Below are 25,725 nucleotides of genomic sequence, written 5' to 3' on the forward strand. Positions count from 1 at the left end.
TTGCAGTTCACGGCCCTCTCAGTCATGCTTGCAGTTGGGGCAACCGGCTCCTCGCAACGCCACCCATTCCATCGTTGCCACCGAGCTCAGACCATAGGGCCATGAACGACCAATACGAGGCGCTGTACCAAACCTTCCGCTGGCTGGTTCCGACCCAGTTCAATATCGCGGACGCCTGCTGCCACCGCTGGGCCGCCAGCAGTCCGGACGCACGCCGTATCGCCATCTACTACGAAGACGAAGCGGGCAACCGCGAGGTCTGGACCTACGCGCGCCTGGCCGAAGCCGCCAACCAGCTGGCCAATGGCCTGGTGAAGATGGGCGTGGAGCGCGGCGACCGCGTGGGTGTGGTATTGGGACAACGTCCGGAGACCGTCGTCGCCCACATGGCGATCTACAGCGTCGGCGCCGTGGTACTGCCGCTGTCGCCCCTGTTCGGCCCGGAGGCGCTCGAATCGCGCCTGCGCGACGCCGACGCGCGGGTGGCCATCGTGGACTACGCCTCCAGCGCCAACCTGCTGGCCATCAGCGACAACTGCCCCAACCTGCACCAGATCATCGGCATCGGCTTCGCCGACGAGCGGGTGCTGCCCTGGCGCAGCCTGCTGGCGCGCCAGCCGAACGAATTCAAGATGGTGGCCACGCGCGCGTCCGACCCGGCCATCCTGATGTACACGTCCGGCACCACCGGCGCCCCCAAGGGCGCGCTGCTGCCGCACAGCGTGCTGATCGGCAACCTGCCCGGCTTCGTCGCGTCCCAGGACTGGTTTCCCCGGCCCGGCGACGTCTTCTGGTCGCCGGCGGACTGGGCCTGGACCGGGGGCATGATGGACGCCCTGCTGCCGACCCTGTATTTCGGCCACCCCATCGTCGGCACGCGCGGGCGCTTTACGCCGGAACGCGCCTTCGAGCTGATGGAGCGCTACCAGGTCACCAATACCTTCCTGTTCCCGACCGCGCTGAAGATGATGATGAAGTCGGTGCCCGAGCCGCGCGGCCGCTACCAGCTGGCGCTGCGCAGCATCATGAGCGCCGGCGAAAGCGTGGGCGAAACCGTGTTCGAGTGGTGCGAGCAGGCGCTGGGCATCACGCCCAACGAGATGTTCGGCCAGACCGAGCTGAACTACGTGGTGGGCAACAGCAACCGGCGCTGGCCGGCGCGCCCCGGCAGCATGGGCCGGCCCTATCCGGGCCATCGGGTCGCCGTCATCGACGAAGCGGGCCGGCCGGTCAAGCCCGGCGAAACGGGCGAAGTGGCGCTCAACCGGTTCGATATCCACGGCTTCCCCGATCCGGTGCTGTTCCTGGGCTACTGGCGCAACGAGGCTGCGACCGCCGCGAAGTTCACGGACGATTGGTGCCGCACCGGCGACCTGGCCAGCATCGACGCCGACGGCTACCTCTGGTATGCCGGACGGGCCGACGATGTGTTCAAGTCGGCCGGCTACCGGATCGGCCCGGGCGAGATCGAGAACTGCCTGCTGGGCCATCCCGCGGTAGCCAATGCGGCGGTCGTGCCCAAGCCCGACGCCGAACGCGGCGCCCTGGTCAAGGCCTATGTGGTGCTGACGCCCGAGTACCAGGGCCGCGACCCGGACAGCATCACCCAGGTGCTGCAGGAGCACGTGCGCGACCGCCTGGCTCCCTACGAATACCCCAAGGAAATCGAATACGTCGATGCCTTGCCCATGACCACTACCGGAAAAATCCAGCGCGCCGTACTGCGCCGCCGCGAGGCCGAACGCGCCAGCGGCGCTCACTCCTGAAGACCTTCGCAATGCCGATTTACCAGCTCGACGACCTGATCCCCGCCATCGACCCCAGCGCCTATCTGGCCGACAGCGCCGATATCATCGGCAACGTCACCCTGGAGGCCGGCGTGAGCATCTGGTCGCAAGTCTCCATCCGCGGCGACAATGCGCCCATCCTGGTGCGCAGCGGCACCAACATCCAGGAAGCCAGCGTGCTGCACGTGGACGCCGGCTGCCCGATGACCGTGGGGCCCAACGTCACCATCGGCCACCAGGCCATGCTGCACGGCTGTACCATCCATGAAGGCGCCCTGGTGGGCATGCAGGCCATCGTCCTGAACAACGCCGTGATCGGCCGCAACTGCCTGATCGGCGCCGGCGCCATCATCCCGGAAGGGCGCATCATTCCCGACAACTCGCTGGTCATCGGTATCGGCAAGATCGTGCGCGAACTCAGCGCCGAGGAAATCGCCGAGATGCAAGCCAACAATCGCCACTATGTCGAGCGCGGCCAGCACTACAAGACCGCGCTCAAACGCATCGGCTGACGGGTCGCGGGCGCCCCGGCGCCCCTGGGCAATCGGCTAAGATTCCACTATGACCGATCTGCTCAAGAAATACCTGTTCGAAGACCGCTCCGTCCGCATCCAGGCGGTTCGGCTGCATGAGACCTGGCTGCAAGCCCAGGTCAACCACCAGCACCCGCCCGCCGTCACCCGCCTGCTGGGCGAGCTGGTGGCCGCCTCGACGCTGCTGGCCGCCAACATCAAGTTCGACGGCTCGCTGGTGCTGCAAATCCAGGGCGATGGCCCGCTGGCCCTGCTGGTGGTCGAGTGTCGCTCCGACCTGAGCCTGCGCGCCACCGTCAAGGTCCGCGAAGGGCAATCCATCCCCGATAACGGGACGATGCAAAGCCTGCTCAATGCCAACGGCAACGGCCGCTTCATGGTGGTGCTGGATCCGCAACGCAAGGTGCCCGGCCAGCAGGCTTACCAGGGCATCGTGCCGCTGGAAGGCGAAACCGTCGCCGAGGCGCTGGGCCACTACATGAAGGCGTCCGAGCAACTGGACACGCAGCTGTGGCTTGCCGCCGACGAGCAGCATGCCGCCGGCCTGCTGGTCCAGCGCCTGCCCGACCATGGCGGCACCACCCAGGGCGACGCGGCCGAAAGCTGGAGCCGCGCCACACACCTGGCCGCCACGCTGCAGCCGGCCGAACTGCTGGCGACCGACACCGACACGCTCATCCACCGACTGTACTGGGAAGAGCCCCTGATGGCGTTCGAGCCGCACGCCGTGCGCTGGTTCTGCCCCTGCACGCGCGAGCGGGTATCGAGCATGCTGCGCTCGCTCGGCCAGGCCGAAGTCGAATCGATTCTTGCCGAACAGGGCCGGGTCGAAGTGTCGTGCGACTTCTGCGGCAAGCCCTACGAATTCGACAAGGTGGATTGCGCCGGCCTGTTCGCGCCCAATTCCCCCATGCCGGAACAGGACCCGCCCACGGTGCACTGACGGCGCCCGTGACGGCCGCGGCCCGCGTACTAGCCACAATCGACGCGCGCGGCGGCGCCCGGCACACTGGGCGGCCATGGAACACGCCGCCGCCGTCCCGCCCCCACGCCACGCAGGCACAGCCGCCCTCGAATTCATGCTGGCCGGCATGCTCTTGCTGGCAGCGTCCATCGCCACCGTCGAAACCATGTATTGGCACCAGATGCGCCACCTGGCCTATCTGGCGCTGATCGAGGCGGCACGCGCCGGCGCCACCTCGCACGGCGAACCCGGCGCCATCGCGCGGGCCTTTGCCCGCGCCATGAGAGCGCGCCATGCGGCAGGCCAGCCCGGCCAGGCCGCAACCCGCCAGCAGCATGCCTGGAACCGCCAGCAGGCGCGCACCGGCCTGCCGGCCTGGCGCATCGCTATCCTGCAGCCCGGCCCGACGGCGTTCGCCAACCATGGCGTCGCCAACCGGGGCCTGCGCCGCCCGCCCCGCATCCGCAACGACTACCAGGCCGAACAACACGCGCAGCGCCTGGCCCAGGGCTGGCCGGGCGGAGCCGGGCCGCGCTCGGGGCTGGACATTTTCCAGGCCAACACGCTGCGGCTGCGGCTGGTCTACCGCCTGGCGCCGCTTTCACCCTGGCTGGGCGCCCTGCTCAGGGCGTCCGCTGCGCTGGCCCAGGCTTGCGCGCGGCCCGCCTGGCGGCAGGGCCTGCTGCCGATACGGCTCGAACTGGAAATGGACATGCAATCCGATCCGGCGCTCTGGCCGGCCCGGCCCGATGTCTCCTATGGCGACGCGCGGGACTGCGACGGCCTCACCGCTGCGGCGTCAGGATAGCCTCGCCGCGATTCTTCAATAGAAAAACCAGGAACCGGGCCGGCTCGGCGGCGCTGGCATTGCGTCCTATGGTGTGCACATCGTCCGGTCCCTCGTGGAAGGTCTGCCCCGGACCCAGGGTGACGGGCTGGCCGCCGCGCACGCCCATCACGATCGAGCCCTGCAGCACATAGACGAATCCGTGCGCATTGTGGCGATGCACGGGATCGGCGCCGCCGGGCGGGTAGTCGACCACGATGACCGCCACCTCCTTGCCGGGATAGTCCTGCAGCGGCTGCGTCATCAGCGGCGTCACGCTGGGTTGGGGCGGCCCCTCCCCGGCGGCCGCCGTGCCGGTGGCCAGGCATAGCGCCAGGCAGAGCATTGGAAAACGGGACATGATTCGCTCCTTGCGGGCCGGGGCTCAGGACAGGCCGGACTTGTCCACGCCGAAGGCCTGGTCGTATTTGCCGGGCTCGATCCGGAAAGCCACATTGACGCGGTTCCAGGCATTGATCGACATCACCAGGAACGTGAGATCGGAGAGTTCCTGCTCCGACAGCTGCTCGCGCACTTGCGCATGGATCTCATCCGATATGCCCTCGGCCGGTATCCGCGTCAACACTTCGGTCCAGGCCAGGGCGGCGCGTTCGCGGGGGCTGAACAGCGTGGACTCGCGCCACGCCGCGATGTGGTGCAGCCGCAGCGGCCGCTCGCCATGCATGGTGGCCTCCTTGACGTGCATGTCCAGGCAGAAGGTGCAGCCGTTGATCTGCGAAGCCCGGATGTCGACCAGGTCGCGGATCGACGTCTCGATGCTGGACTGTTTCAAGGCCAGGCTGAAGGCGACGAATTTCTTGAACAATTCGGGAGACTGCTGTTGGTAGTCCAGGCGTTGGGTCATGAGGAATGCTCCGGTTGGTTGTCTGGCCTGATCAGGCGCAAGAGCGGCGTCATTGCGGCGCCGGGGAGCGACTGAGCCAGTTCATCAGGCGCGTGGAGCCGACGCGCGGGTTATCGCCGGCCACCAGCGAGCGGTCGTCCAGTTCGCTGCCGAAGTAGCGTGCGTGCACGTCGGCGACGACCTGCCGGCGGTCGCCGCGCGCGGCGAGGAACTTGCGAGCCAGCTCGTCGAGCGGCAAGCGGTCGGGCCCGGCCACTTCCACCGTGCCGTTGAGCGGCATGCCGACGGCGAGGTCGGCCAGCGCGGCGCTGACATCGTCGGCGGCGATGGGCTGGATCAACGCGGGGGACAGGCGCACCGTGTCGCCATCGGCGCCCGCATTGACGATGCTCTCGATGAACTCGAAGAACTGGGTCGCGCGCAGAATGGTGTAAGGCACCTTGGACGCCTTGATGAGCGCCTCCTGGGCCACCTTGGCGCGGAAGTACCCGCTGTCGGCCAGTCGGTCGGTGCCTACCACCGACAGCGCCAGGTGATGCGTCACGCCCGCGGCGGCCTCGGCAGCCAGCAGCGTGCGGCCCGATGTTTCGAAAAATGCCATGACGGCCTGGTCCTCGAAGGAAGGCGAGTTGGCCACGTCGACCACCACCTGCGCGCCATCCAGCGCCTGCGCCAGCCCCTCGCCGGTGATCGTGTTGACGCCGGTGCCCGGCGAAGCCGCCACTGTCTCGTGTCCATCGCGGCGCAGCCGGTTGACCACGTTCGATCCGATCAGGCCGGTGCCGCCAATAACGACTATCTTCATGCTCTGCTCCTTGGGGGTTCGATCGTCGTCGTTGCGGCGACCTGTGCATGCAGTATGCTTGGCACCCTGGCGGAGCACTTTGCCGGCATCTTGTTTTTCCCTTGCTTTTCGCTTACTTTTCGCTTGGCGCGGCCTGCGCAGGCCGCCCCGTCCCCACGGTCACCCGAACGGCACGCCCCCAAGCACCAGGAGCTGCGAATGCGGTTGGCGTTTGACGACTGTCTGCTCGACCTTGACCGGCGCGAACTGACGCGCGCGTCCCGGGCGGTCGCGACTGCGCCGCAAGTCTTCGACCTGCTGGCCTATTTGCTGGCAAACCGCGAACGCGTCGTCGACCGCGACGAACTGATCCAGGCCGTCTGGAACGGCCGCATCGTCTCCGAATCGACCCTGGCCAGCCATATCAATGCGGTGCGCACGGCGGTCGGCGACAGCGGACAGCGGCAGGCAGTGGTCCGCACCGTCCCTCGCAAGGGCTTTCGCTTCGTGGCCGAGGTACGAACCGACGCGCCGGCCCCGGCCGGGATGGCCAGGACGCCCGCGCCGCCCGCGACGGCGCCGGCACTGCCTGCCAAGCCGTCCATCGCCGTGCTGCCGTTCGTGAACCTGAGCGCGGACCCCGAGCAGGATTACCTGGCCGACGGCGTGGTGGAGGACATCATCGCCGCGCTGTCGCAATACCGCTGGCTGTTCGTGGTGGCGCGCAATTCCAGCTTCACCTACAAGGGACGGGCCGTGAACGTGCGCCAGGTGGGCCGCGAACTGGGCGTGCGCTATGTACTGGAAGGCAGCTGGCGCAAGGAGCGGAACCGTGTGCGGATCACCGGACAACTGATCGACGCCGCGAGCGGCGCGCACCACTGGGCGGATCGATACGAGGGCGTGCTGGACGATATCTTCGCGTTGCAGGACCAGATCACCGAAAACGTGGTCGGCGCGATCGCGCCGCAGCTGGAACGCGCTGAAATCGAGCGCGCGCGGCGCAAGCCCACCGACAGCCTGGACGCCTACGACTACTACCTGCGCGGCATGGCCTGCGCGCACCAGGGCACCCGGCAGGCCGCCGAGCAGGCCTTGCCGCTATTTCACCGCGCCATCGCCTGCGATCCCGAATTCGCGCCGGCCTATGCCATGGCCGCCTGGTGCCATTGCTGGCGCAAGGTCAATGGCTGGATGCAGGACAAACCGCGGGAAATGGCCGAGGGCGCCCGCCTGGCCCGCCGTGCCGTGGAACTGGACCGGATCGATGCGGTGGCCCTCACGCGCAGCGGCCACGCGCTGGGCCACCTGGCCGGCGATCTGCAAGGCGGCATCGCCTTGCTGGACCGGGCGCTGGTGCTCAACCCCAACCTGGCCGCGGCCTGGTTCCTGAGCGCGTTCCTGCGCCTGTGGCACGGCGAGACCGCGCAGGCCGTCACGCACTTCACCCACGCCATGCGCCTGAGCCCGCTGGACCCCGAGCTGTACCGGATGCAGGCCGGCATGGGGGTGGCGCATCTCTTCCTGGGGCATCACGACGCCGCGACGGCGTGGGCCGAACAGGCGTTGCGCGAGCTGCCCAGCTTCCTGATGACGGTCGCCATTGCCGCGGCCGGCCATGCCCTGGCCGGCCACGGCGCCCAGGCACGGCGCGCCATGGACCAGTTGCGCCGGCTCGATCCCGCCTTGCGGCTGGCCGGCCTGTCGGAATGGCTGCCGATCCGCAAGGGCGAGAACCTCGCCATTCTCGCCCAGGGGCTGCGCCTGGCGGGCCTGCCTGAATAGCGCCGGGCCGCCCCAAGGCAAAAAAAACTCCCCTGGCGGGGAGTGTTGGCGCGTCCGGCTCAGCGGCTCAGCGGCTCAGCGGCGCGGCGGCGTGGCGGGCGGCCTGGGCTTGGACAGCGCCGAGGCCTGTGGCGTGGAATTGTCCGAGGGCAGCGGCGTGCCGGGCGGCAGGATATGCACGAAGACTTCGCCTTCGCGCATCATGCCCAGCTCGCTGCGGGCACGCTCCTCGACCGCGCCCACGCCGGTCGCCAGGTCGCGCACTTCGGCTTCCAGCGCCGTATTGCGCGCCCGCAAGCCGTCGTTGGTCTCGCGCTGTTCGGCCACCTGCCGCTGCAGATCCCATACCTTGAACCAGCCGCCCTTGCCCAGCCAGAGCGGGTATTGGATCAAGCCTAGCAGCACTAGCAACACCAGGAACAGCAGGCGCATACGCGGGCACCTTGAGCAAACGCGGAAGACAGCGGTTTCCGGCCGGGCCGCGATGCCGCGGCCTGGCCGGATTACTGACCATTAACGCAGGTTGTAGAACGCCTCGAGGCCCGGATAGGAAGCCACTTCGGCCAGTTCTTCCTCGATGCGCAGCAACTGGTTGTACTTCGCCATGCGGTCGGAACGCGACAGCGAACCGGTCTTGATCTGCATGGCGTTGGTAGCCACCGCGATGTCGGCAATGGTGGAGTCTTCGGTTTCACCGGAACGGTGCGAGACAACGGCGGTGTAGCCGGCGCGCTTGGCCATTTCGATGGCGGCGAAAGTCTCGGTCAGGGTGCCGATCTGGTTGATCTTGATGAGGATCGAGTTGGCCACGCCCTTCTGGATGCCTTCGCGCAGGATGCGCGTGTTGGTGACGAACAGGTCGTCGCCCACCAGCTGCACCTTCTTGCCCAGCTGGTCGGTCAGCAGCTTCCAGCCGTCCCAGTCGTTTTCGGCCATGCCGTCTTCGATCGAGATGATGGGGTACTTGTCGCACCAGGTCGCCAGCAGGTTGGCAAACTCCTGCGAGGACAGCGATACGCCGCCTTCGCCAGCCAGCGTGTACTTGCCGTCACGGTAGAACTCCGAGCTGGCGCAATCCAGGCCCAGGGCGATCTGCGTACCCGGCTCGTAGCCGGCTTCGGTGATGGCCTTGAGGATCAGCTGGATGGCGGCCTCGTGGCTGGCCACGTTGGGCGCGAAACCGCCCTCGTCGCCCACGGCGGTCGACATGCCCTGGTCGTGGATCAGCTTCTTGAGCATGTGGAACACTTCGGCGCCCCAGCGCAGCGCTTCGCGGAAGCTGGCCGCGCCCACCGGCAGGATCATCAGCTCCTGCAGGTCCAGCGTATTGTTGGCGTGCGCGCCGCCGTTGATGACGTTCATCATCGGCACGGGCATGCTCATGGGGCCGCTGCCGCCGAAGTAGCGGTACAGCGACAGGCCCGACTCGTCGGCCGCGGCGCGCGCGACCGCCATGCTGGCGGCCAGCATGGCATTGGCGCCCAGGCGCTCCTTGCTGTCGGTGCCGTCGAGTTCGATCAGGGTACGATCAACGAAGGTCTGCTCCTGCGCATCCAGGCCCATCAGGGCTTCGGAGATCTCGGTGTTGAGATTCTCCACCGCCCGCAGCACGCCCTTGCCCAGATAACGGCCCTTGTCGCCGTCGCGCAGTTCGATGGCCTCGCGCGAGCCGGTGGAGGCGCCCGAAGGCACGGAGGCGCGACCCATCGCGCCCGACTCCAGCAGCACATCGCACTCGACAGTAGGGTTGCCGCGCGAATCGAGGATTTCGCGGCCGATGATATCGACGATTGCACTCATGGTTCTTACATTCCCTGAACGATAAACATATTCATAATGGCCGCGCCTTCCCGCGCATTGCGGGCACGGCGATACTGATAGGAGTCATAGAAGGCCTGCGCCTTGTCGACGGACGGAAACTCCATGATGACCGTGCGGCCGGGCTCCCTGCCCTCGAGGTGCCGCGACTCGCCGCCGCGCACCAGAACCTTCGCATCGTAGGCGCGCATGGCCAGGGTGGACAGGCGCTTATAGTCTTCGTACTGCGCGGGTTTGGTAACGGAAACGTCGGCGATCAGGTAGGCACTCATGCGATTCCTTCAGACAAACTGGTTTTCGAGAAAGCCACTGCGTTTGGTGACGCGGTCCAGCGCCACCAGCGATTCAAGCAACTCCGCCATGCGGTCCAGCGGCACGGCGTTGGGGCCGTCGGACATGGCGCAGGCGGGATTGGGATGGGTTTCCATGAACAGCCCGGCCACGCCGACCGCAACGGCGGCACGCGCCAGCACCGGCACGAATTCGCGCTGACCGCCCGACGAGGCCCCCTGCCCGCCCGGCAATTGCACCGAGTGCGTGGCATCGAACACGACGGGACAGTCGGTTTCCCGCATGATAGCGAGCGAACGCATGTCGGACACTAAGTTGTTGTATCCGAAAGAAGCGCCACGCTCGCAAACCAGGATGTTATTGCCGTCGCCGCCGGCTTCGAGCGCCGCGTCGCGGGCCTTCCGGGCCACCTGGAGCATGTCGTGCGGCGCCAGGAACTGGCCCTTTTTGATGTTCACCGGCTTGAGCGTGGCCGCACAGGCGCGGATGAAGTCGGTCTGCCGGCACAGGAAGGCCGGCGTCTGCAGCATGTCGACCACCGCGGCCACGGGCGCGACCTGGTCGATATCGTGGACGTCGGTGAGAACCGGCACATCCAGCTGGGCGCGCACGTCGGCCAGGATCTTCAGGCCTTCGTCCATGCCCGGCCCGCGAAACGACTTGCCCGAACTGCGGTTGGCCTTGTCGAACGAGCTCTTGTAGATGAAGGGCACGCCCAGCTTGCCGGTGATCTCCTTGAGACGGCCGGCGGTTTCGAAGGCCAGCTCGCGCGACTCGATGACGCACGGGCCGGCGATCAGGAAAAAGGGATGATCCAGGCCGATATCGAAACCGCAGGCTTTCATCACGCCTCCTTGGCGCGCTGCGCTTTGTGCTCGAGCGCCGCCCGGATATAGCTGGAGAACAGGGGGTGCCCGTCGCGCGGCGTCGAAGTGAACTCGGGGTGGAACTGCACGCCCACGAACCACGGATGGCTGGGCAGCTCCATCATCTCGGGCAGGTTCTCGGTGGGCGTGCGCGCGCTGATCACCATGCCGGCATCTTCGAGCCGGGGGACATACACGTTGTTGACTTCGTAGCGATGGCGATGGCGCTCGTTGACGTCGTCGCCGTAGATGGACTGCGCCCGCGTGCCCGGGCGGATCGGACAGCGCTGCGCGCCCTTGCGCATGGTGCCGCCGAGATCCGAGCTGTTGTCGCGGCGCTCGACGCGGCCTTCGCGGTCCATCCACTCGGTGATCAGGGCCACCACCGGATGCGGCGCGGCCGGATCGAACTCGGTACTGTTGGCGCCGCCCAGGCCGGCCACGTGGCGCGCGAACTCGATCACGGCCAGCTGCATGCCCAGGCAGATGCCCAGGTACGGCACGCCGTTCTCGCGCGCATAGCGGATGGCGGCGATCTTGCCCTCGGTGCCGCGCTTGCCGAAGCCGCCGGGCACCAGGATGGCGTCCAGGTGCTTGAGCTGGTCGGTGCCGCGGGTCTCGATATCCTCGGAGTCGATGTACTCGATATTGACCTTGGAGCGCGTGTGGATGCCGGCGTGCACCAACGCTTCGCTGAGCGACTTGTACGACTCGGTCAGGTCGACGTACTTGCCGACCATGCCGATGGTGACGGAATCCTGCGGGTGCTCAAGCGCGTCGACCAGGTTGTCCCACATGGACAGGTCGGCCGGCGGCGGAGTCAGGCCCAGGGCCTCGCACACGATGTTGTCCACGCCCTGCTTGTGCAGCATGGCGGGAATCTTGTAGATGGAATCGACGTCCCAGACCGAAATCACGGCATCGAGCGGTACGTTCGAGAACATCGAGATCTTGGCGCGCTCGTCGTCGGGAATGCGGCGATCGGCGCGGCACAGCAGCACGTTCGGGTAGATGCCGATCTCGCGCAGCTTCTGTACCGAATGCTGGGTGGGCTTGGTCTTGAGCTCGCCGGCCGACGCGATGTAGGGCACCAGCGTCAGGTGCACGAAGGCGGCGTTGTTGCGCCCCATGCGCAGGCTCATCTGGCGAGCGGCCTCCAGGAAGGGCAGCGACTCGATGTCGCCCACGGTGCCGCCGATCTCGACGATGGCCACGTCGGTGGCGCCATTCCAGGCGGCCTCGGCGCCACGCGCGACGAAGTCCTGGATTTCGTTGGTGATGTGCGGAATGACCTGGACGGTCTTGCCGAGGTAGTCGCCGCGGCGTTCCTTGCGCAGGACGGATTCGTAGATCTGGCCGGTGGTGAAGTTGTTCACCTTGCGCATCCGGGCCGAAATGAAGCGCTCGTAGTGGCCCAGGTCCAGGTCGGTTTCGGCCCCATCCTCGGTCACGAACACCTCGCCGTGCTGGAACGGGCTCATGGTGCCGGGATCAACGTTGATATAGGGGTCCAGCTTGAGCAGGGTGACTTGCAGGCCGCGCGACTCGAGAATCGCGGCGAGGGACGCGGCGGCGATCCCTTTGCCCAGGGAAGACACCACACCGCCGGTGACAAATACGTATTTGGTCATCGTGAGTGAGCGCCCGGGACGAGCGGGCGCATGCGGGAAATTTGGATTATACCCGGGGAAGCGGACGTGTTGGGGTTTCCCCTAGGCAGGCGGCGGTAACAGTTGGCCGCGCGCCACGCCGGCGTCCGCACGCCTGTCCATGTTAGGTCGGGGCCCGCCCGCACGCCAGCCCCGTGCCCGATTTCCCGCCCGCCGGACCTGCGTCCGGCGGCCGTTCAGTCCGCGCCCAGCGGCCGGGTGCACGCCTGCAGCCATTGCAGCGCGGCGCCCTCGACCCACGGCGCCAGGCGCTCGCGCACGGTGCGGTGGTAGTCATCCAGCCAGGCGATCTCGTCGGCGCGCAGCAGCGTGGCGTCGATGCAGCGCGTGTCAATCGGACACAGCGTCAGGGTCTCGAAGCAGAGGAACTCGCCCAGCTCGCCCTCCAGCCACGTGCGGTTGGCCACCAGGTTCTCGATGCGCACGCCCCAGCGGCCGGGCCGGTAGATACCCGGCTCGTTGGACGTGATCATGCCCGGCTCCATGGCGGTATGCGGGCCGGGCGCGGCGCGGTACGAGATGACCTGCGGCCCCTCGTGCACATTGAGCAAATAGCCCACGCCATGGCCGGTGCCGTGGCCATACTCGGCGCCTCCCGCCCAGATGGGCGCCCGGGCGATGGCGTCGAGCATGGGCGAAGGCGTGCCGCGCGGGAAGGACGCGCGCGACAGGGCAATCATGCCCTTGAGCACCAGCGTGAAATCGACCTTCTGGTCGGCGCTGGGCGCGCCGACGGCGACCACCCGCGTGATATCGGTGGTGCCGCCCAGGTACTGGCCGCCGGAATCGATCAACAGCAGGCCGTCGCCCTCGATGGCGGCATGCGCCTGCGGCGTGGCCCGGTAATGCGGCATGGCGCCGTTGGCATTGAAGCCGGCGATGGTGGCGAAGCTGGGGCACACGTAGCCGGGCCGGCGGCTGCGCGCGGCCGTGATGCGTTCGTCGATGGTCAATTCGCTGACCGGCTCGCGGCCCACCGCGCCCTCGAACCAGGCGAAGAACTCGCACAGCGCCGCGCCGTCCTGCTCCATGGCGGCGCGCACGCTGGCCAGCTCGGCGTCGCTCTTGCGCGACTTGTACAGCGTCGAGGGGTTGATGGCCTCGATGCGCGGCACGGCCGGATCCATGGCGTGGAAAACGCCGCAGGTGACGCGCGCCGGATCGATCAGCAGCGTCTGGTCGGTATGCAGCGAACCCAGCGCTTCGGCGGCCAGCCCATAATCGGCCGTCTCGACCCCGTCGGCGGCCAGCGCCTGGCGCAGCGCCGCGTCGATCTTGCCATCGGCGACGAACAGGGTGGCATGATCCGGCCCGACCAGGGCGTGGGCCAGGAAAACCGGGTTGTATTCGACGTCCGAGCCGCGCAGGTTGAACAGCCAGGCGATGTCGTCCAGCGTGGACAGCCAGTGCGCATCGGCGCCCTGCGCGCGCATGGCGGCGCGCACGCGCGCCAGCTTGTCGGCGCGCGGCTCGCAGGCGTGCGGGGCCGGAAGTTCGTAGACGGGCGCCGACGGCAGGCCCGGCCGGTCGGGCCAGATGGCCTGCAGCAGGTCGGACAGGATGTCCAGATGGATGCCGGCGGGCGCCAGCGCCGCCGACAGCGCGCGAAACGCGGCCAGCCCCAGGACCTGGCCGTCCACCCCCACCCTGCTGCCCGCGGGCAACCGGGCGGCCAGCCAGTCCACGTGGCCCGGCGTGCTGGCCTGGGCGATCTTCATGAGCGTCACGCCGGTGCCGGCCAACTGGTTCTCGGCCTGCACCCAGTAGCGGCTGTCGACCCACAGCCCGGCGAAATCGCGCGTGACGACCAATGTGCCCACCGACCCCGTGAAACCGGACAGCCAGCGCCGGCCCTGCCAGCGCCCCGGCAGGTATTCCGACAGGTGCGGATCGGCCGACGGCACGATGTAGGCGTCCAGCTGGTGCTGGCGCATGGCCCGGCGCAGCGCGCCGATACGGTTATCGGTGACAGACATGAGGTTCCTTAACGCAGCATGAAGGACATGGCGGCGAGGCTGTTGAGCATGCGGATGGCGGCCTGCATGCTGTCGACGGTAAAGCGCAGCGTGACGCCGTCCACGCGCTCCAGCGTGGGCCAGGTGCAGAACAGGTCGGCCAGCGCCGCGCCCTGGGTCTGCAAACGGCATTCTATCGGCGCGGCGATGCGCAGGGGAGCCAGCCCGTCCAGATTGCGCACGGCGGTCTCGGCCGCCTGGGCGATGGCCCGCCGCGCGGCGGCCGGCGTGAGGGTCACGCCGCTGCCCTGCCCGTGCGCGACCTTGGTCTGCACCCATTGGGCGGCGGGAAACAGTGGGCGGGTCTCGGCGATGAACACATCGTCGCCGCTGGCCAGCGCCACCGGCACCCCCAGTTCGCCGGCCAGCGCGCCATACAGGCCGGCCTCGCCCAGCTCCGTGCCGTTGATGAAGACGCGCGCGAACGCGAAGCTGTTGATCGTGTGCGCCAGCACCCCGCGGCCCTGCGAGCGCGAGTGGTAGCCGATCATGAACACCGCGTCGCAGGACTCCTCGAGCCCGCCCATCATGCCCAGATAGCGCGAGGCGGGCCCGCTCGTCGAGCTGGTCGGGCAGCAGATTGCGAAAGCCGCCGTGCGAGTCGTTGACCAGCACTTCCTCGGCCCCGCCCGCGATGGCGCCGGCGATGGCTGCGTTGGCCTCGCCGGTCATCCAGGCCCGCGCGCGCTCGTATTCGCCATTGCCCGGGCGCACCTGCTCGGCATGGAACACGCCGGCCACGCCTTCGATATCGGTCGAAATCAGGACTTTCATGGAGAACTGCCTCGATTGGGAGAATGTCAGAAGGCCGTCTCGGCCAGCCACTGGCGCCACTGGGGCGCCGCCTCGCGAATCGCACGCCGCACGTGGCCGTCGCGCCCGGCCACCGTCTCGGCCCGCCACAGCGCCGCCACGATGGCCTGTTCGACCGCCTCGGCGGCGGCCTCGAACAGGGCATCGATACGGGTTTCGTGCAGCATCACCTGCACCGGCATGCCGCGCTCGGCCAGGTGCGGAATCGTGTAGGCCGTGGAAAACGCCAGGGCGATGTCGCCGCTGCCATGGCCGAACACCGAACCGGTGCGCGCCAGGCCCGCCCCGGCGCGCAGGGACAGCCGGCGCAATTGGCGCGAATCCAGCGGCGCGTCGGTCGCCAGCAACAGGATGATGGACCCCTTTTCGGGCTGGCCCGCGGGTTCGCCGTCGCGCGCGGCGGCGGCCAGCCGGCGGCCGAACGGACGGCCGGCAATCGTCATGCTGGAGCGCTGGCCGAAGTTGGACAGCACCAGCGCGCCTACCGTATAACGCTGGCCCGGATAGGCCTCGGCCAGGCGCGACGCCGAACCGATGCCGCCCTTGAACCCGAAACTGGACATGCCGCGTCCGGCGCCCACCGAGCCCTGCTCGAAGACGCTGGCGGCGCCGCGCCAGGCCTGCTCGTAGTGCGCCTCGGCCACGGCCTGCGCCTGGATATCATTCAGGTAGCCGTCGTTGCACTCGAACACCAGCGGGTTGACCGTCGGCCAGGCGCGCCCGATCTCCGGGTTGGCGGCAATGGCCTGGCGGATCTGCGCGTTGGCCACGGCGCCCACGGCAAAGGTATTGGTCAGCGCAATAGGCGTTTCCAGCACGCCCAGTTCTTCCACCTGGATCAGGCCACAGCTCTTGCCGAAACCATTGAGCACGGTGGCCGCGGCCGGCACCTTGTTGCGAAACGGATCGCCTTCGTGCGGACGCACCACGGTGACGCCGGTCTGCCGCGCGCCCTGCGCCAAAGTGAAATGCCCGACGGTCACGCCGGGCACATCGCCGATCGAATCGAGTTCGCCCGCCGGCAGCATGCCGATGCGCGGGAGGTCCAATTGTTCCATAGCATTCGTCCGTGTCGCCACGGCCCTGGAGATAACAGGGCCGCCGCGCGGGCGGCCCGACCGGCGCGGCGCCTGCATGCGCCGCGCGCCCTGCCCTACTTGCGGTCTATCCGGGGATCCAGCGCGTCGCGCAAGCCATCGCCCAGCAGATTGAACGCCAGCACGGTAAAGAAAATCGCCAGCGCCGGGAAGATCGCCACATGCGGGGCGATGACCATGTCGGCGCGGGCCTCGCTCAGCATCGCCCCCCACTCGGGCGTGGGCGGCTGCGCCCCCATGCCCAGGAAGGACAGGCTGGCCGCCGTGATGATGGAGGTGGCGATGCGCATGGTGCCGTACACGACGATGGGGGATATCGTGCCCGGCAGGATATGCCGCATGATGATAGTCCAATCGGAAGCGCCGACGCTGCGCACCGCCTCGACATAGGTCATCTGCTTGATCGCCAGCGTATTGCCGCGCACCAGGCGGGCAAAGGCCGGCACGCTGAACACCGCCACCGCGACAATGACGTTGACCATGCTCGACCCCAGGATCGCCACCACGCCGATGGCCAGCAGCATGCCCGGGAACGCCAGCAGCACGTCGGAAATGCGCATGGTGATGCGTTCCCACCAGCCCTGGTAGTAGCCCGCCATCAGGCCCATGAACGTGCCGACCACGGCGCCCATGGCCACCGACAGGAAGCCGGCGGCCAGCGAAATTCGCGCGCCCATGACGATGCGGCTGAAGATGTCGCGGCCCAGCGAGTCCACGCCCAGCCAGTGAGTGGCCGACGGCCCGGCGTTCAGGGCGTCGTAGTCGAAGAAATTCTCCGGATCGAACGGCACGATCCAGGGCGCGAGGATGGCGATGAGCGCCAGCAGCAGGACGAACAGGCCGGCGCCGACGGCCAGCTTCTGCTTCTTGAACTTGCGCCAGAACTCGGAGGCGGGCGTGCGCACGTCCTCCTTGGCGGCCTGCGCGGCCACGGCGGCGGTATTGGTGTGGCTCATGGCCGCCTCACTTGTAGCGGATGCTGGGATTGATGACGCCATACAGCACGTCCACAATCAGGTTGATCAGGATGAATTCCAGCGAGAACAGCAGCACCAGGCCCTGGATCACCGGATAGTCGCGCTGCGTGACCGCGTCGACCAGCAGCCTGCCCAGGCCCGGCCAATTGAACACGGTCTCCACCACGATGGAGCCGCCCAGCAGGAAACCGAACTGCAGCCCCATCATGGTGACCACGGGAATGAGCGCATTGCGCAAGGCGTGCTTGGTCACCACCACGCGCTCGGACAGGCCCTTGGCGCGCGCCGTGCGCACGAAATCCTCCTGGATCACCTCGACGAACGAGGCGCGCGTAAAGCGCGCCATCACGGCCGCGACCGCCGCGCCCAGCGTCAGCGACGGCAGGATGTAGTGTTTCCAGCTCGAAGCGCCCACGGTGGGCAGCCAGCCCAGGTTCACCGAGAACACCTGCATCAACATCATGCCCAGGGCGAACGCCGGGAACGAAATGCCCGATACCGCCAGGGTCATGCCCAGCCGATCGGGCCAGCGATTGCGCCAGACCGCCGAGACCACGCCGATGGCCATGCCGAACACCACCGACCAGATCATGCTGGCCAGCGTGAGCCACAACGTGGGCATGAAGCGGTCGGCGATTTCGGTGGACACCGGGCGCTTGGTACGCAGCGACGTCCCGAGATCGCCCTGCAGCATGTGGCCGAAGTAGCGCACGAACTGCTGCGGCAGCGGCAGGTCCAGGCCCAGCTCCTGGCGCACCAGCTCGACCGTTTCCTGGTCGGCCTCCTGCCCGGCGGCCAGCCGCGCCGGGTCGCCGGGCAGCATGTGCACGAAAAGGAACACGACCACGGCCACCAGCAACAGGGTGGGGATCATGCCCAACAGACGTTTGACGATATAGGTCAGCATTGGAATTCCCGCGACACCGGCGGGGGTCGCGCGCCCCCGCCGGATGTGGCATTGCCAGGTGTTACTGCTTCAGGTCGATGTCGCCGAACCAGAACGAGGTATCCGGCTCGACGTAGACGCCGGACAGATTCTTCGACTTCACGTACACATTGTTCTGGGTCACCAGGAACGCCCACGGGGCGTCGTTCCAGATGGTTTCCTGCGCGTTCTTGTACAGCTCGGCCTTCTCGCTGCGATCGGTGGTGGCCAGCGCCTTCATCAGGCTGTCGTCCACCTTCGGGGTCGAGTAGTACGAGATGTTGTTCATCACCGGCGGGAACGCGGCGGTGCTCAGCAAGGGCCGCAGGCCCCAATCGGCCTCGCCGGTCGACGACGACCAGCCCGCGTAGTACATGCGCACCTTGGCGTCCTCGGGCTTTTGCACCTGCTGCACGCGCTGTACGCGCTGGCCGGACTCCAGCACCTCGACCGAGGCCTTGATGCCGACCTGGGCCAGTTGCTGCTGCAGGAACTGCACGACCTTGACCGACGTGCCGTCGTTATAGGCGGACCACAGCGAGGTCTCGAAACCGTTCGGATAGCCGGCTTCCTTCAGCAACGCGCGCGCCTTGGCCGGATCGTACGGCCACTGGCCGATCTTGTATGCGAAGTCCACGCCCTGCGGCACCACGCCGTCGACCACGGTCGCGTAGCCGTTGAACGCCACCTTGGCCAGCGCCTGCTTGTTGATCGCGTAGTTGATCGCCTGGCGCACCTTGACGTTGTCGAACGGCTTGACGCGGGTGTTCATGGACAGGTAGCGCGCCATGATGGAATTCTTGTGGTCCACCACGTCCAGCTTGTCGTTCTTGGCCAGGACCGCGGCCTGCTCGTAGGGAATCGGGAAGGCGAACTGCGCCTCGCCGGTCTGCACCACGGCGGCGCGCGTATTGTTGTCGGTGACCGTGCGGAAAGTCAGGGTGTCGACCTTCGGATAGCCCTTGCGCCAGTAGCCGTCGAATTTCTCGACCTTCAGGTACTCGGCAGGTTTCCACTCGACGAACTTGAACGGACCGGTACCCACCGGATGAAAGCCGATCTCCTTGCCGTACTTCTGCAGCGCGGCCGGCGAGATCATCATGGCGGCCGGGTGGGCCAGCGCGTTGATGAAGGCCGAGAACGGTTCTTTCAGCGTGATGCGCACGGTATGCGGATCGACCACTTCGGTCTTGGCCACGCGGTTGAACTGCGTATAGCGCGACAGGCGGTTTTCCGGATTGGCGACACGGTCGAAATTGGCCTTGACGGCGTCGGCATTGAAGTCGGTGCCGTCATGGAACTTGATGCCGTCACGCAGCTTGATCGTGTAGACCAGGCCGTCCGGGCTGACTTCGTAGCCGGTCGCCAGCAGATTCTGGATTTTCAGGTCCTTGTCGAACTCGAACAGCCCTTCATAGTAGGCCTTGCCGGCGGCCTGGTTCAGCGTGCTGTTGGTGTTATAGGGGTCGAGCGTTTCCAGCGCAATGGCGACGGCGAAGGTTACGTCCTTGCTGGCATGGGCCAGCGGCGACGCGAGCACGCTGAAGGCCAGCGTGGCGGCGGCCACCAGCTTGGTCGGATGCAGAACTTTCATCATGGAAGGCTCCTGGTTTTGCGGGAGATGCGTGGTTGAGGAAGAAAATGCGGCAGGCGCCAAGCCACCGCGTTCAATACGCGCCGCCGACACTGTGGCGCGCGACAAAGTGATCCGGGCCGACCGCCACCAGCGGCGCCACGACGGGTTCGTCATTGAGCTGGCGGATCGGGCTGGGAATCTCGTCCGACAGCAGCGTCCGCGACATATGCCGCCGCGCGGGATCGGCGATCGGCACGGCCGCCATCAGCTTCCTGGTGTAGGGATGCTGAGGATTCTCGAAGATCGCCCGGCGCGGGCCGATCTCGACGATCTGGCCGAGGTACATCACGGCCACCCTGTGGCTGACGCGCTCGACCACCGCCATATCGTGCGAAATGAACAGGAAGGCGATGCCCAGGTCGCGCTGCAGGTCGATCAGCAGATTGACGATCTGCGCCTGGATCGATACGTCGAGCGCCGACACGGACTCGTCGGCGATCACCACCTTGGGATCGAGGGCGAGCGCGCGCGCGATGCAGATGCGCTGGCGCTGGCCGCCCGAGAACTCGTGCGGGTAGCGCTGCGCCATCTCGGGCGGCATGCCCACGCGCTCGAGCAGCTCGGCCACGCGCCGCTCGGCCTGCTTGCCGCTGGCCACGCCGTGCACCAGCAGGGGCTCCATGATGGAGAACCCCACCGTGACGCGCGGATCGAGCGAAGCAAAGGGGTCCTGGAACACGAACTGGATATCGCGGCGCAGCGCTTGCAGCTCGGCGGTCTTCAGCTTGGTGATGTCGCGCCCGCCGAAATGGACCTGGCCGCCCTGGCTGTCGACCAGCCGCAGCAGCGAGCGCCCGGTGGTGGACTTGCCGCAGCCCGACTCGCCCACCAGCGACAGGGTTTCGCCGGGGTAGAGGTCGAAGCTGACTTTCTCGACCGCGTGCACGCGCCGCTGCACGCGGCTGAAGATGCCGCCGCGCAGGTCGAAACGGGTGATCAGGTCGCGCACGCTGAGGATGGGCTGGCGCTCGCCGGCCGGCCCGCTCTCGGCAGGCGCCGGTCCGGCAGGCGTGGCCGGCGGCTCGGGCTCGGCGGCCGCGGACTCGTCGACGCGCAGCAACGGAAAACGCGCCGGGTGGTCGGTGCCCTGCATGGCGCCCAGCTTGGGCACGGCCGACAGCAAGGCCTGCGTGTAGTGGTGCCGGGGCTGGGCGAAGATGCGTTCGGAAGGCCCCTCCTCCACCTTGTCGCCACGATACATCACCAGCACGCGGTCGGCCACTTCGGCGACCACGCCCATGTCGTGGGTGATGAACACGACGCCCATGCGCATTTCCTCCTGCAGCTGGCGGATCAGCTGCAGGATTTGCGCCTGGATCGTGACATCCAGCGCCGTGGTCGGCTCGTCGGCGATCAGCAGCGCGGGCTTGCAGGCCAGCGCCATGGCGATCATCACGCGCTGGCGCATGCCGCCGGAAAGCTGGTGCGGATGACGGTCCATGACCGACCGCGCCTCGGGAATGCGCACCTGCTCGAGCATGCGCAGCGCCTCGGCGCGCGCGGCCGCGGCGTCCTTGCCCTGGTGCAGCCGGATGGTTTCGGCAATCTGCTCGCCGGCGGTGAACACCGGGTTCAGCGAGGTCATCGGCTCCTGGAAAATCATGGCCATGTCGGCGCCGCGTACGCTGCGCATGGCCCGCTGCGACGACGCGCCCAGGTCGACGATGTCGCCGTTGCGGCGGCGCAGCGCGATGCGCCCCTGGGCGATGCGTCCGCCGCCATGCTCGACCAGGCGCATCAGCGTCAGCGAGGTCACCGATTTGCCCGAGCCGGATTCGCCCACGATGGCCAGGGTCTCGCCCCGGTCGACGTGAAAGGACAGGTTGCGCACCGCTTCCACGGTGCGTTCGGCGCCGACGAAACGCACCGTCAGGTCCTCGACCTGAACCACGCGGTTCTCCGGCATCGCCAGGCTGTTTGCGCGATCAACCATATTTCGATTCCCGTACTGTATTACCCAGGCCGCTTGCGCGCGCCCTATCGGTAAATGGCGACCACCGGCGGCTCGCCCACGCGGCCATGGCCGCGGTACATGCCCTCGGTATTGAACGGCAGGGCCACGTTGCCATGGGCGTCGACGGCGACCAGGCCGCCCTTGCCTTCGATGGTGGGCAGCTTGTCGTGCACCACCCGGTCGGCCGCCTGCGCCAGCGTGGCGCCGCAATACTCCATCTGGGCCGCCACGTCGTACGCGGCGACCATGCGGATGAACATTTCTCCGGTTCCCGTGGTGGAAACGGCACAGGTCCGGTTGCTGGCATACGTGCCCGCGCCGATCAGCGGCGCGTCGCCCACGCGCCCGACCTGCTTGTTGGTGATGCCGCCGGTGGAGGTCGCCGCGGCCAGGTTGCCCTGCGCGTCCAGCGCCACCGCGCCCACCGTGCCGAATTTCCTGTCGGCATCCAGCGGGTCGGCGGGGGCCGGCTGGCCTTGCGTCACCAGGGCCTGGCCGTCGTGGTCCAGCATGGCCGCCCCGGGCGTTTCGCGCTGCACCCGCAACAGTTGCTCGCGCCGCGCCTCGGTGGAGAAATAGCCGGGATCGACCAGCTCCAGCCCGTGCTCGCGCGCGAGGGCGACCGCCCCCTCGCCGACGAAGAACACATGCTTGCTGTGCTCCATGACCGCGCGCGCGGCCCGCACGGGGTTGCGCACGCAATCCACATTAGCAATGGCTCCCGAACGCAGCGTGGCCCCGTCCATGATGGCCGCGTCCAGCTCATGGGTACCGGCGCTCGTGAACACCGCGCCGTGGCCGGCGTTGAACAGCGGGCAATCCTCCAGCAGGCGCACGGCCTCGGTGACCGCGTCGATGGCGCTGCCGCCGCCGGCCAGCACCGCCTGGCCGGCGGCGACGATGCGCGCCAGGGCGTCCAGGTATTCCTTTTCCTTGTCGGCCGGCATGGCCGCGCGCGATATCGCGCCGGCCCCGCCATGAATGGCGATGATGGGCTGCGTCATCGTTTTCCTGCTCCTGCTTCACCATGAATCAGCCAGGGCATGACGGACTGCGCCACGCCGGCAGCGGCTGCTATCGAATTCTTGGCGCGATGCGCCACCGCGGCGGACAACGCTTCGATCAGGCCCAGCGCGGCGGTTTCCGCGTTGGACGACAACTGGCGCGACATATGGGCATACAAGGCCACGGTGGCGCACGGCGCCAGCGGCGAAGTCGGCTTGTCCGTCAGCACCAGCACCGGCACTCCCGCCAGCTTGGCGGCATTGGCCAGCGTGACCGTGTCGGCCAGATAGCGGGGAAAGGCCAGGGCGATCACGAGGTCGCGCGAAGTCATGCGCGACATCTGGCGCGCCGCATGCGACACGCCGCCCGGGCCGGCCAGCGATTCGACCGCATGCAGGTGCATGCACAGGCCGCGCTGCAGCAGGCCGGCCAGGAAACCGCTGGCGCCAAAACCGATGATGAACACCCGCTCGGCGTTGAGAATCGCCTCGACCGCCCGCTCGCACGCGCCGGCATCCAGCGCCTGCAAAGTCATCTGCGCGTTGTAGATGTCTTCCTGCAGCGTCGCGGCGAAGACCTGCGCCGCGCTGGCGGAGTGCGCCAGCTCGATGCGCAGCTTCTCGACCGGCTCCAGCGCCGATTCGAAACCGCGCGCCAGCTCGGCGCGGAACTGCGGATAGCCGGGCAATTCCAGCACGCGGGCAAAGCGGTTCGCCGTGGCCACCGACACCCCGACCGCGACCGCGAACTCGTCGATGGTCATGGTGGCGACCCGGAACTGGTGCGCCAGCACGTACTCGGCCATGCGGTGCTGGGTCCGGCTGAAGGCGGGTTGCGCACGCGCGATGCGGTCGGCGATGGACGTAGGGGGGAGGGTCATGGAGGCGGCGGCGCCGGAGAAAGCAAAACGGGTTGCGGAGAGTGGGCCAGCAAAAATGTAAATCTGTTTACGTGATTATTTTATGGAAGAAAAATATTTTCAAACTCGGGGAATACCCTTTCTCCGGCACGCCGCACGCCCGCCGTCCCAGCGCGAGCCATGGCCATGGGCGAAAAAAAACGCCGGCTAACGCCGGCGCCTTACATACAAAAATGAACCCGCCTTACTTCACAGCGGAAACATCCAGCTTGGCAAGGGTCTTTGCCTTGATTTCGTCGACCGTCACACCCGGCGCCAGCTCCAGCAGCTTCAGGCCGTCTTCGGTCACTTTCATGACGCCCAGGTCGGTGATGATCAGGTCGACCACCCCGACGCCGGTCAGCGGCAGCTTGCATTCGGGCAGCAGCTTGATGTCTTCGGTGCCGTCCTTCTTCCTGGCCACGTGCTCCATCAGCACCACGACCTTGCCGACGCCGGCCACCAGATCCATGGCGCCGCCCATGCCCTTGACCATCTTGCCCGGAATCATCCAGTTGGCCAGATCGCCCTTCTCGGAGACCTGCATGGCCCCCAGGATGGCCAGGTTGATCTTGCCGCCACGGATCATGGCGAACGAATCGGCCGAGGAGAAGATCGACGACCCGGGCAAGGTGGTGACGGTCTGCTTGCCGGCGTTGATCAGGTCGGCGTCGACCTCGTCGTCGGTGGGAAACGGGCCGATGCCAAGCAGGCCGTTCTCGGATTGCAGCCATACCCACGCCCTTGGGAACGTGGTTGGCGACCAGGGTCGGCAAGCCGATGCCCAGGTTCACATAAAAACCGTCTTGCAGTTCGCGCGCCGCGCGCGCCGCCATTTCATCGCGGGACCATGCCATGTCGTATTCTCCTTAGGCCGGGCGAGTGGTGCGTTGCTCGATGCGCTTTTCCGGGGTGGCGTTGACCACGATCCGGTGCACATAGATGCCGGGCAGATGGACCTGATCGGGATCCAGCGTGCCGGTCTCGACGATCTCCTCGACCTCCACCACCGTCATCTTGCCGGCCATCGCCACGTTCGGATTGAAGTTGCGGGCCGTCTTGCGGAAAACCAGGTTGCCGCTGCGGTCGGCGATATGCGCCTTGACCAGCGAGACATCGGGCACCAGCGCACGCTCCATCACATACTGATGGCCGTCGAATTCGCGGATTTCCTTGCCATCGGCCACCACCGTACCCACGCCGGTACGCGTGAAGAAGGCCGGAATGCCGGCGCCGCCGGCGCGCAGCTTCTCGGCCAGCGTGCCCTGCGGCGTGAATTCCAGCTCGAGCTCGCCCGACAGGAACGGCGTTCGAATTCCTTGTTCTCGCCAACGTACGAGGCGATCATCTTGCTGATCTGCCGCGTGTTGAGCAACTGGCCCAGTCCGAAGCCGTCGACCCCGGCGTTGTTGCTGATGCAGGTCAGCCCCTTGACGCCGGAATCGCGCAGCGCGGCGATCAGCGCCTCGGGAATCCCGCACAGGCCGAAACCGCCCACGGCGATCATCTGGCCGTCCTTGACGACGCCTGCCAGCGCCTCGGCGGCGCTTGCATAAACCTTGTCCATCGCTCCAGCTCCTATTGAAATGATCTGGTACAGGCCCGGCCCTGGCGGATCGCGCCTGCGCTGTTTTTTGCTCTGCCGCAAATTGTACCGGCAAGCGATCGCTTCAGGCCGCCGGCCGCATTTGCGCGGCCATCCGCTCCAGCAGGCGGGCCGGCCAGGGTTCGGCGCGATTGGTCTGGTAGTTGACCCACACCAGCACATTGCGACTGCGCGCGTAGGGCTCGCCCTCCTCGCCCACCTTCTCCAGGGTCAGGTCCAGGTCCATGCTGGAGCGCCCGATGCGCACCACCGTATGGGTCACCCGCACCTCGCCGGGATAGGTAAGCGGGCGCAGGAAATCGCACGAGGCGTGGGCCAGGATGACGCCGAACTGGCCCGGCAGCTCGTAACCGGCCTCATACAGGATGCGCACCCGCGCCTCCTCCATCATCCGGAAATAAATCGTGTTGTTGACATGATTGAGGCAATCCGAATCGCCCCAGCGCAGCGGAATATCCACCTGGTGGGCGTCTCCCACCTCCAGCGTGCGCACAGCGTGCTCGTCGCGGTTCACTTACCGTACTCCTGATAATCGACCATGCGCAGCCGGCGCGGCGCCGGCTGCAATACAATCGCCGATAATACTTCCAGCCATATCAGGGTTAACAGA

The 25,725-nt window shown here is 67.3% G+C and carries 22 protein-coding genes and 3 pseudogenes; 5 read left to right on the forward strand and 20 right to left on the reverse strand.

Annotated features, from left to right (window positions below; genetic code table 11):
- The first annotated feature begins 101 nt into the window (after positions 1-101).
- From BN118_RS13270 to BN118_RS13285, 4 genes are all read left to right on the forward strand, one after another.
- Entirely contained in the window at positions 102-1,766 is a 1,665-nt protein-coding gene (locus BN118_RS13270) for an acyl-CoA synthetase (RefSeq protein ID WP_003813682.1), read from the forward strand.
- Positions 1,767-1,777: 11 nt separating this feature from the next.
- Positions 1,778-2,299, forward strand: a complete 522-nt coding sequence (locus BN118_RS13275) for a gamma carbonic anhydrase family protein (RefSeq protein WP_003813683.1) — start codon at positions 1,778-1,780, stop codon at positions 2,297-2,299.
- Positions 2,300-2,348: 49 nt separating this feature from the next.
- On the forward strand, positions 2,349-3,263 hold the full coding sequence (hslO, locus tag BN118_RS13280; RefSeq protein WP_010930902.1) for an Hsp33 family molecular chaperone HslO: 915 nt from the start codon (positions 2,349-2,351) through the stop codon (positions 3,261-3,263).
- Positions 3,264-3,339: 76 nt separating this feature from the next.
- Entirely contained in the window at positions 3,340-4,092 is a 753-nt protein-coding gene (locus BN118_RS13285) for a TadE/TadG family type IV pilus assembly protein (protein WP_010930903.1), read from the forward strand.
- Here the strand turns inward: BN118_RS13285 and BN118_RS13290 are convergent.
- The 3 genes from BN118_RS13290 to BN118_RS13300 are packed head-to-tail and all read right to left on the reverse strand — an operon-like array spanning position 4,070 to position 5,780.
- Positions 4,070-4,471 (reverse strand): cupin domain-containing protein, encoded by a 402-nt coding sequence (locus tag BN118_RS13290; protein ID WP_010930904.1) that lies wholly within the window; start codon positions 4,469-4,471, stop codon positions 4,070-4,072. The genes BN118_RS13285 and BN118_RS13290 overlap by 23 nt on opposite strands.
- A 24-nt stretch (positions 4,472-4,495) precedes the next feature.
- The gene (locus tag BN118_RS13295) at positions 4,496-4,975 is read right to left on the reverse strand and encodes a carboxymuconolactone decarboxylase family protein (RefSeq protein WP_010926932.1); all 480 of its coding nucleotides are present in this window, start codon (positions 4,973-4,975) and stop codon (positions 4,496-4,498) included.
- Between the two features lie 49 nt (positions 4,976-5,024).
- On the reverse strand, positions 5,025-5,780 hold the full coding sequence (locus BN118_RS13300) for an SDR family oxidoreductase (RefSeq protein WP_003813694.1): 756 nt from the start codon (positions 5,778-5,780) through the stop codon (positions 5,025-5,027).
- Positions 5,781-5,978: 198 nt separating this feature from the next.
- On the opposite strand from BN118_RS13300, the gene BN118_RS13305 reads away from it, so the two are divergent.
- Positions 5,979-7,544 carry a winged helix-turn-helix domain-containing tetratricopeptide repeat protein gene (locus BN118_RS13305; RefSeq protein WP_010930905.1) on the forward strand — a complete coding sequence of 522 codons (1,566 nt, stop codon included), beginning with the start codon at positions 5,979-5,981 and terminating at the stop codon, positions 7,542-7,544.
- 75 nt (positions 7,545-7,619) lie between these two features.
- On the opposite strand, the gene ftsB is transcribed toward BN118_RS13305, so the two are convergent.
- The 17 genes and pseudogenes from ftsB to BN118_RS13390 form a co-directional block, all read right to left on the reverse strand.
- Positions 7,620-7,976: a cell division protein FtsB gene (gene ftsB, locus BN118_RS13310; RefSeq protein ID WP_003813698.1), complete on the reverse strand. Its 357-nt coding sequence runs from the start codon at positions 7,974-7,976 to the stop codon at positions 7,620-7,622.
- An 81-nt stretch (positions 7,977-8,057) separates the two neighbouring features.
- Positions 8,058-9,344 (reverse strand): phosphopyruvate hydratase, encoded by a 1,287-nt coding sequence (eno, locus tag BN118_RS13315; protein ID WP_003813700.1) that lies wholly within the window; start codon positions 9,342-9,344, stop codon positions 8,058-8,060.
- A 5-nt stretch (positions 9,345-9,349) separates the two neighbouring features.
- A complete protein-coding gene (locus BN118_RS13320) occupies positions 9,350-9,634 on the reverse strand; it encodes a DUF1330 domain-containing protein (protein ID WP_003813702.1) in 285 nt (94 codons plus the stop codon).
- Between the two features lie 9 nt (positions 9,635-9,643).
- Positions 9,644-10,501, reverse strand: a complete 858-nt coding sequence (gene kdsA, locus BN118_RS13325) for a 3-deoxy-8-phosphooctulonate synthase (protein WP_003813703.1) — start codon at positions 10,499-10,501, stop codon at positions 9,644-9,646.
- Positions 10,498-12,150, reverse strand: a complete 1,653-nt coding sequence (locus tag BN118_RS13330; protein WP_003813705.1) for a CTP synthase — start codon at positions 12,148-12,150, stop codon at positions 10,498-10,500. Before BN118_RS13330 ends, kdsA begins: the two co-directional genes overlap by 4 nt.
- Positions 12,151-12,365: 215 nt before the next feature.
- Complete coding sequence (locus tag BN118_RS13335; protein ID WP_014905930.1) at positions 12,366-14,165, reverse strand: aminopeptidase P family protein; 1,800 nt, start codon at positions 14,163-14,165, stop codon at positions 12,366-12,368.
- Between the two features lie 8 nt (positions 14,166-14,173).
- Positions 14,174-14,978, reverse strand: a pseudogene (locus BN118_RS13340) (M55 family metallopeptidase).
- Positions 14,979-15,004: 26 nt separating this feature from the next.
- Entirely contained in the window at positions 15,005-16,153 is a 1,149-nt protein-coding gene (locus BN118_RS13345) for a DmpA family aminopeptidase (RefSeq protein WP_003813710.1), read from the reverse strand.
- Between the two features lie 17 nt (positions 16,154-16,170).
- Positions 16,171-17,070 carry a glutathione ABC transporter permease GsiD gene (gsiD, locus tag BN118_RS13350; protein WP_010930908.1) on the reverse strand — a complete coding sequence of 300 codons (900 nt, stop codon included), beginning with the start codon at positions 17,068-17,070 and terminating at the stop codon, positions 16,171-16,173.
- Between the two features lie 7 nt (positions 17,071-17,077).
- Positions 17,078-17,998 carry a glutathione ABC transporter permease GsiC gene (gene gsiC / locus BN118_RS13355; protein ID WP_003813715.1) on the reverse strand — a complete coding sequence of 307 codons (921 nt, stop codon included), beginning with the start codon at positions 17,996-17,998 and terminating at the stop codon, positions 17,078-17,080.
- Between the two features lie 61 nt (positions 17,999-18,059).
- Positions 18,060-19,613 carry a glutathione ABC transporter substrate-binding protein GsiB gene (gsiB, locus tag BN118_RS13360; protein ID WP_010930909.1) on the reverse strand — a complete coding sequence of 518 codons (1,554 nt, stop codon included), beginning with the start codon at positions 19,611-19,613 and terminating at the stop codon, positions 18,060-18,062.
- Between the two features lie 70 nt (positions 19,614-19,683).
- Positions 19,684-21,585, reverse strand: a complete 1,902-nt coding sequence (locus tag BN118_RS13365; protein ID WP_014905931.1) for a dipeptide ABC transporter ATP-binding protein — start codon at positions 21,583-21,585, stop codon at positions 19,684-19,686.
- Between the two features lie 44 nt (positions 21,586-21,629).
- Complete coding sequence (locus tag BN118_RS13370) at positions 21,630-22,610, reverse strand: isoaspartyl peptidase/L-asparaginase family protein (protein WP_014905932.1); 981 nt, start codon at positions 22,608-22,610, stop codon at positions 21,630-21,632.
- Positions 22,607-23,491, reverse strand: a complete 885-nt coding sequence (locus tag BN118_RS13375) for a MurR/RpiR family transcriptional regulator (protein ID WP_010930912.1) — start codon at positions 23,489-23,491, stop codon at positions 22,607-22,609. Before BN118_RS13375 ends, BN118_RS13370 begins: the two co-directional genes overlap by 4 nt.
- 223 nt (positions 23,492-23,714) lie before the next feature.
- Positions 23,715-24,366 (reverse strand): annotated as a pseudogene (locus BN118_RS13380) (3-oxoacid CoA-transferase subunit B).
- Positions 24,367-24,378: 12 nt separating this feature from the next.
- A pseudogene (locus BN118_RS13385) lies at positions 24,379-25,076 on the reverse strand (CoA transferase subunit A).
- A gap of 103 nt (positions 25,077-25,179) precedes the next feature.
- Positions 25,180-25,629, reverse strand: a complete 450-nt coding sequence (locus BN118_RS13390) for an acyl-CoA thioesterase (protein ID WP_003813730.1) — start codon at positions 25,627-25,629, stop codon at positions 25,180-25,182.
- Between the last annotated feature and the right edge of the window lie 96 nt (positions 25,630-25,725).

The organism is Bordetella pertussis 18323 (assembly GCF_000306945.1).
Lineage (GTDB): Bacteria > Pseudomonadota > Gammaproteobacteria > Burkholderiales > Burkholderiaceae_B > Bordetella > Bordetella pertussis.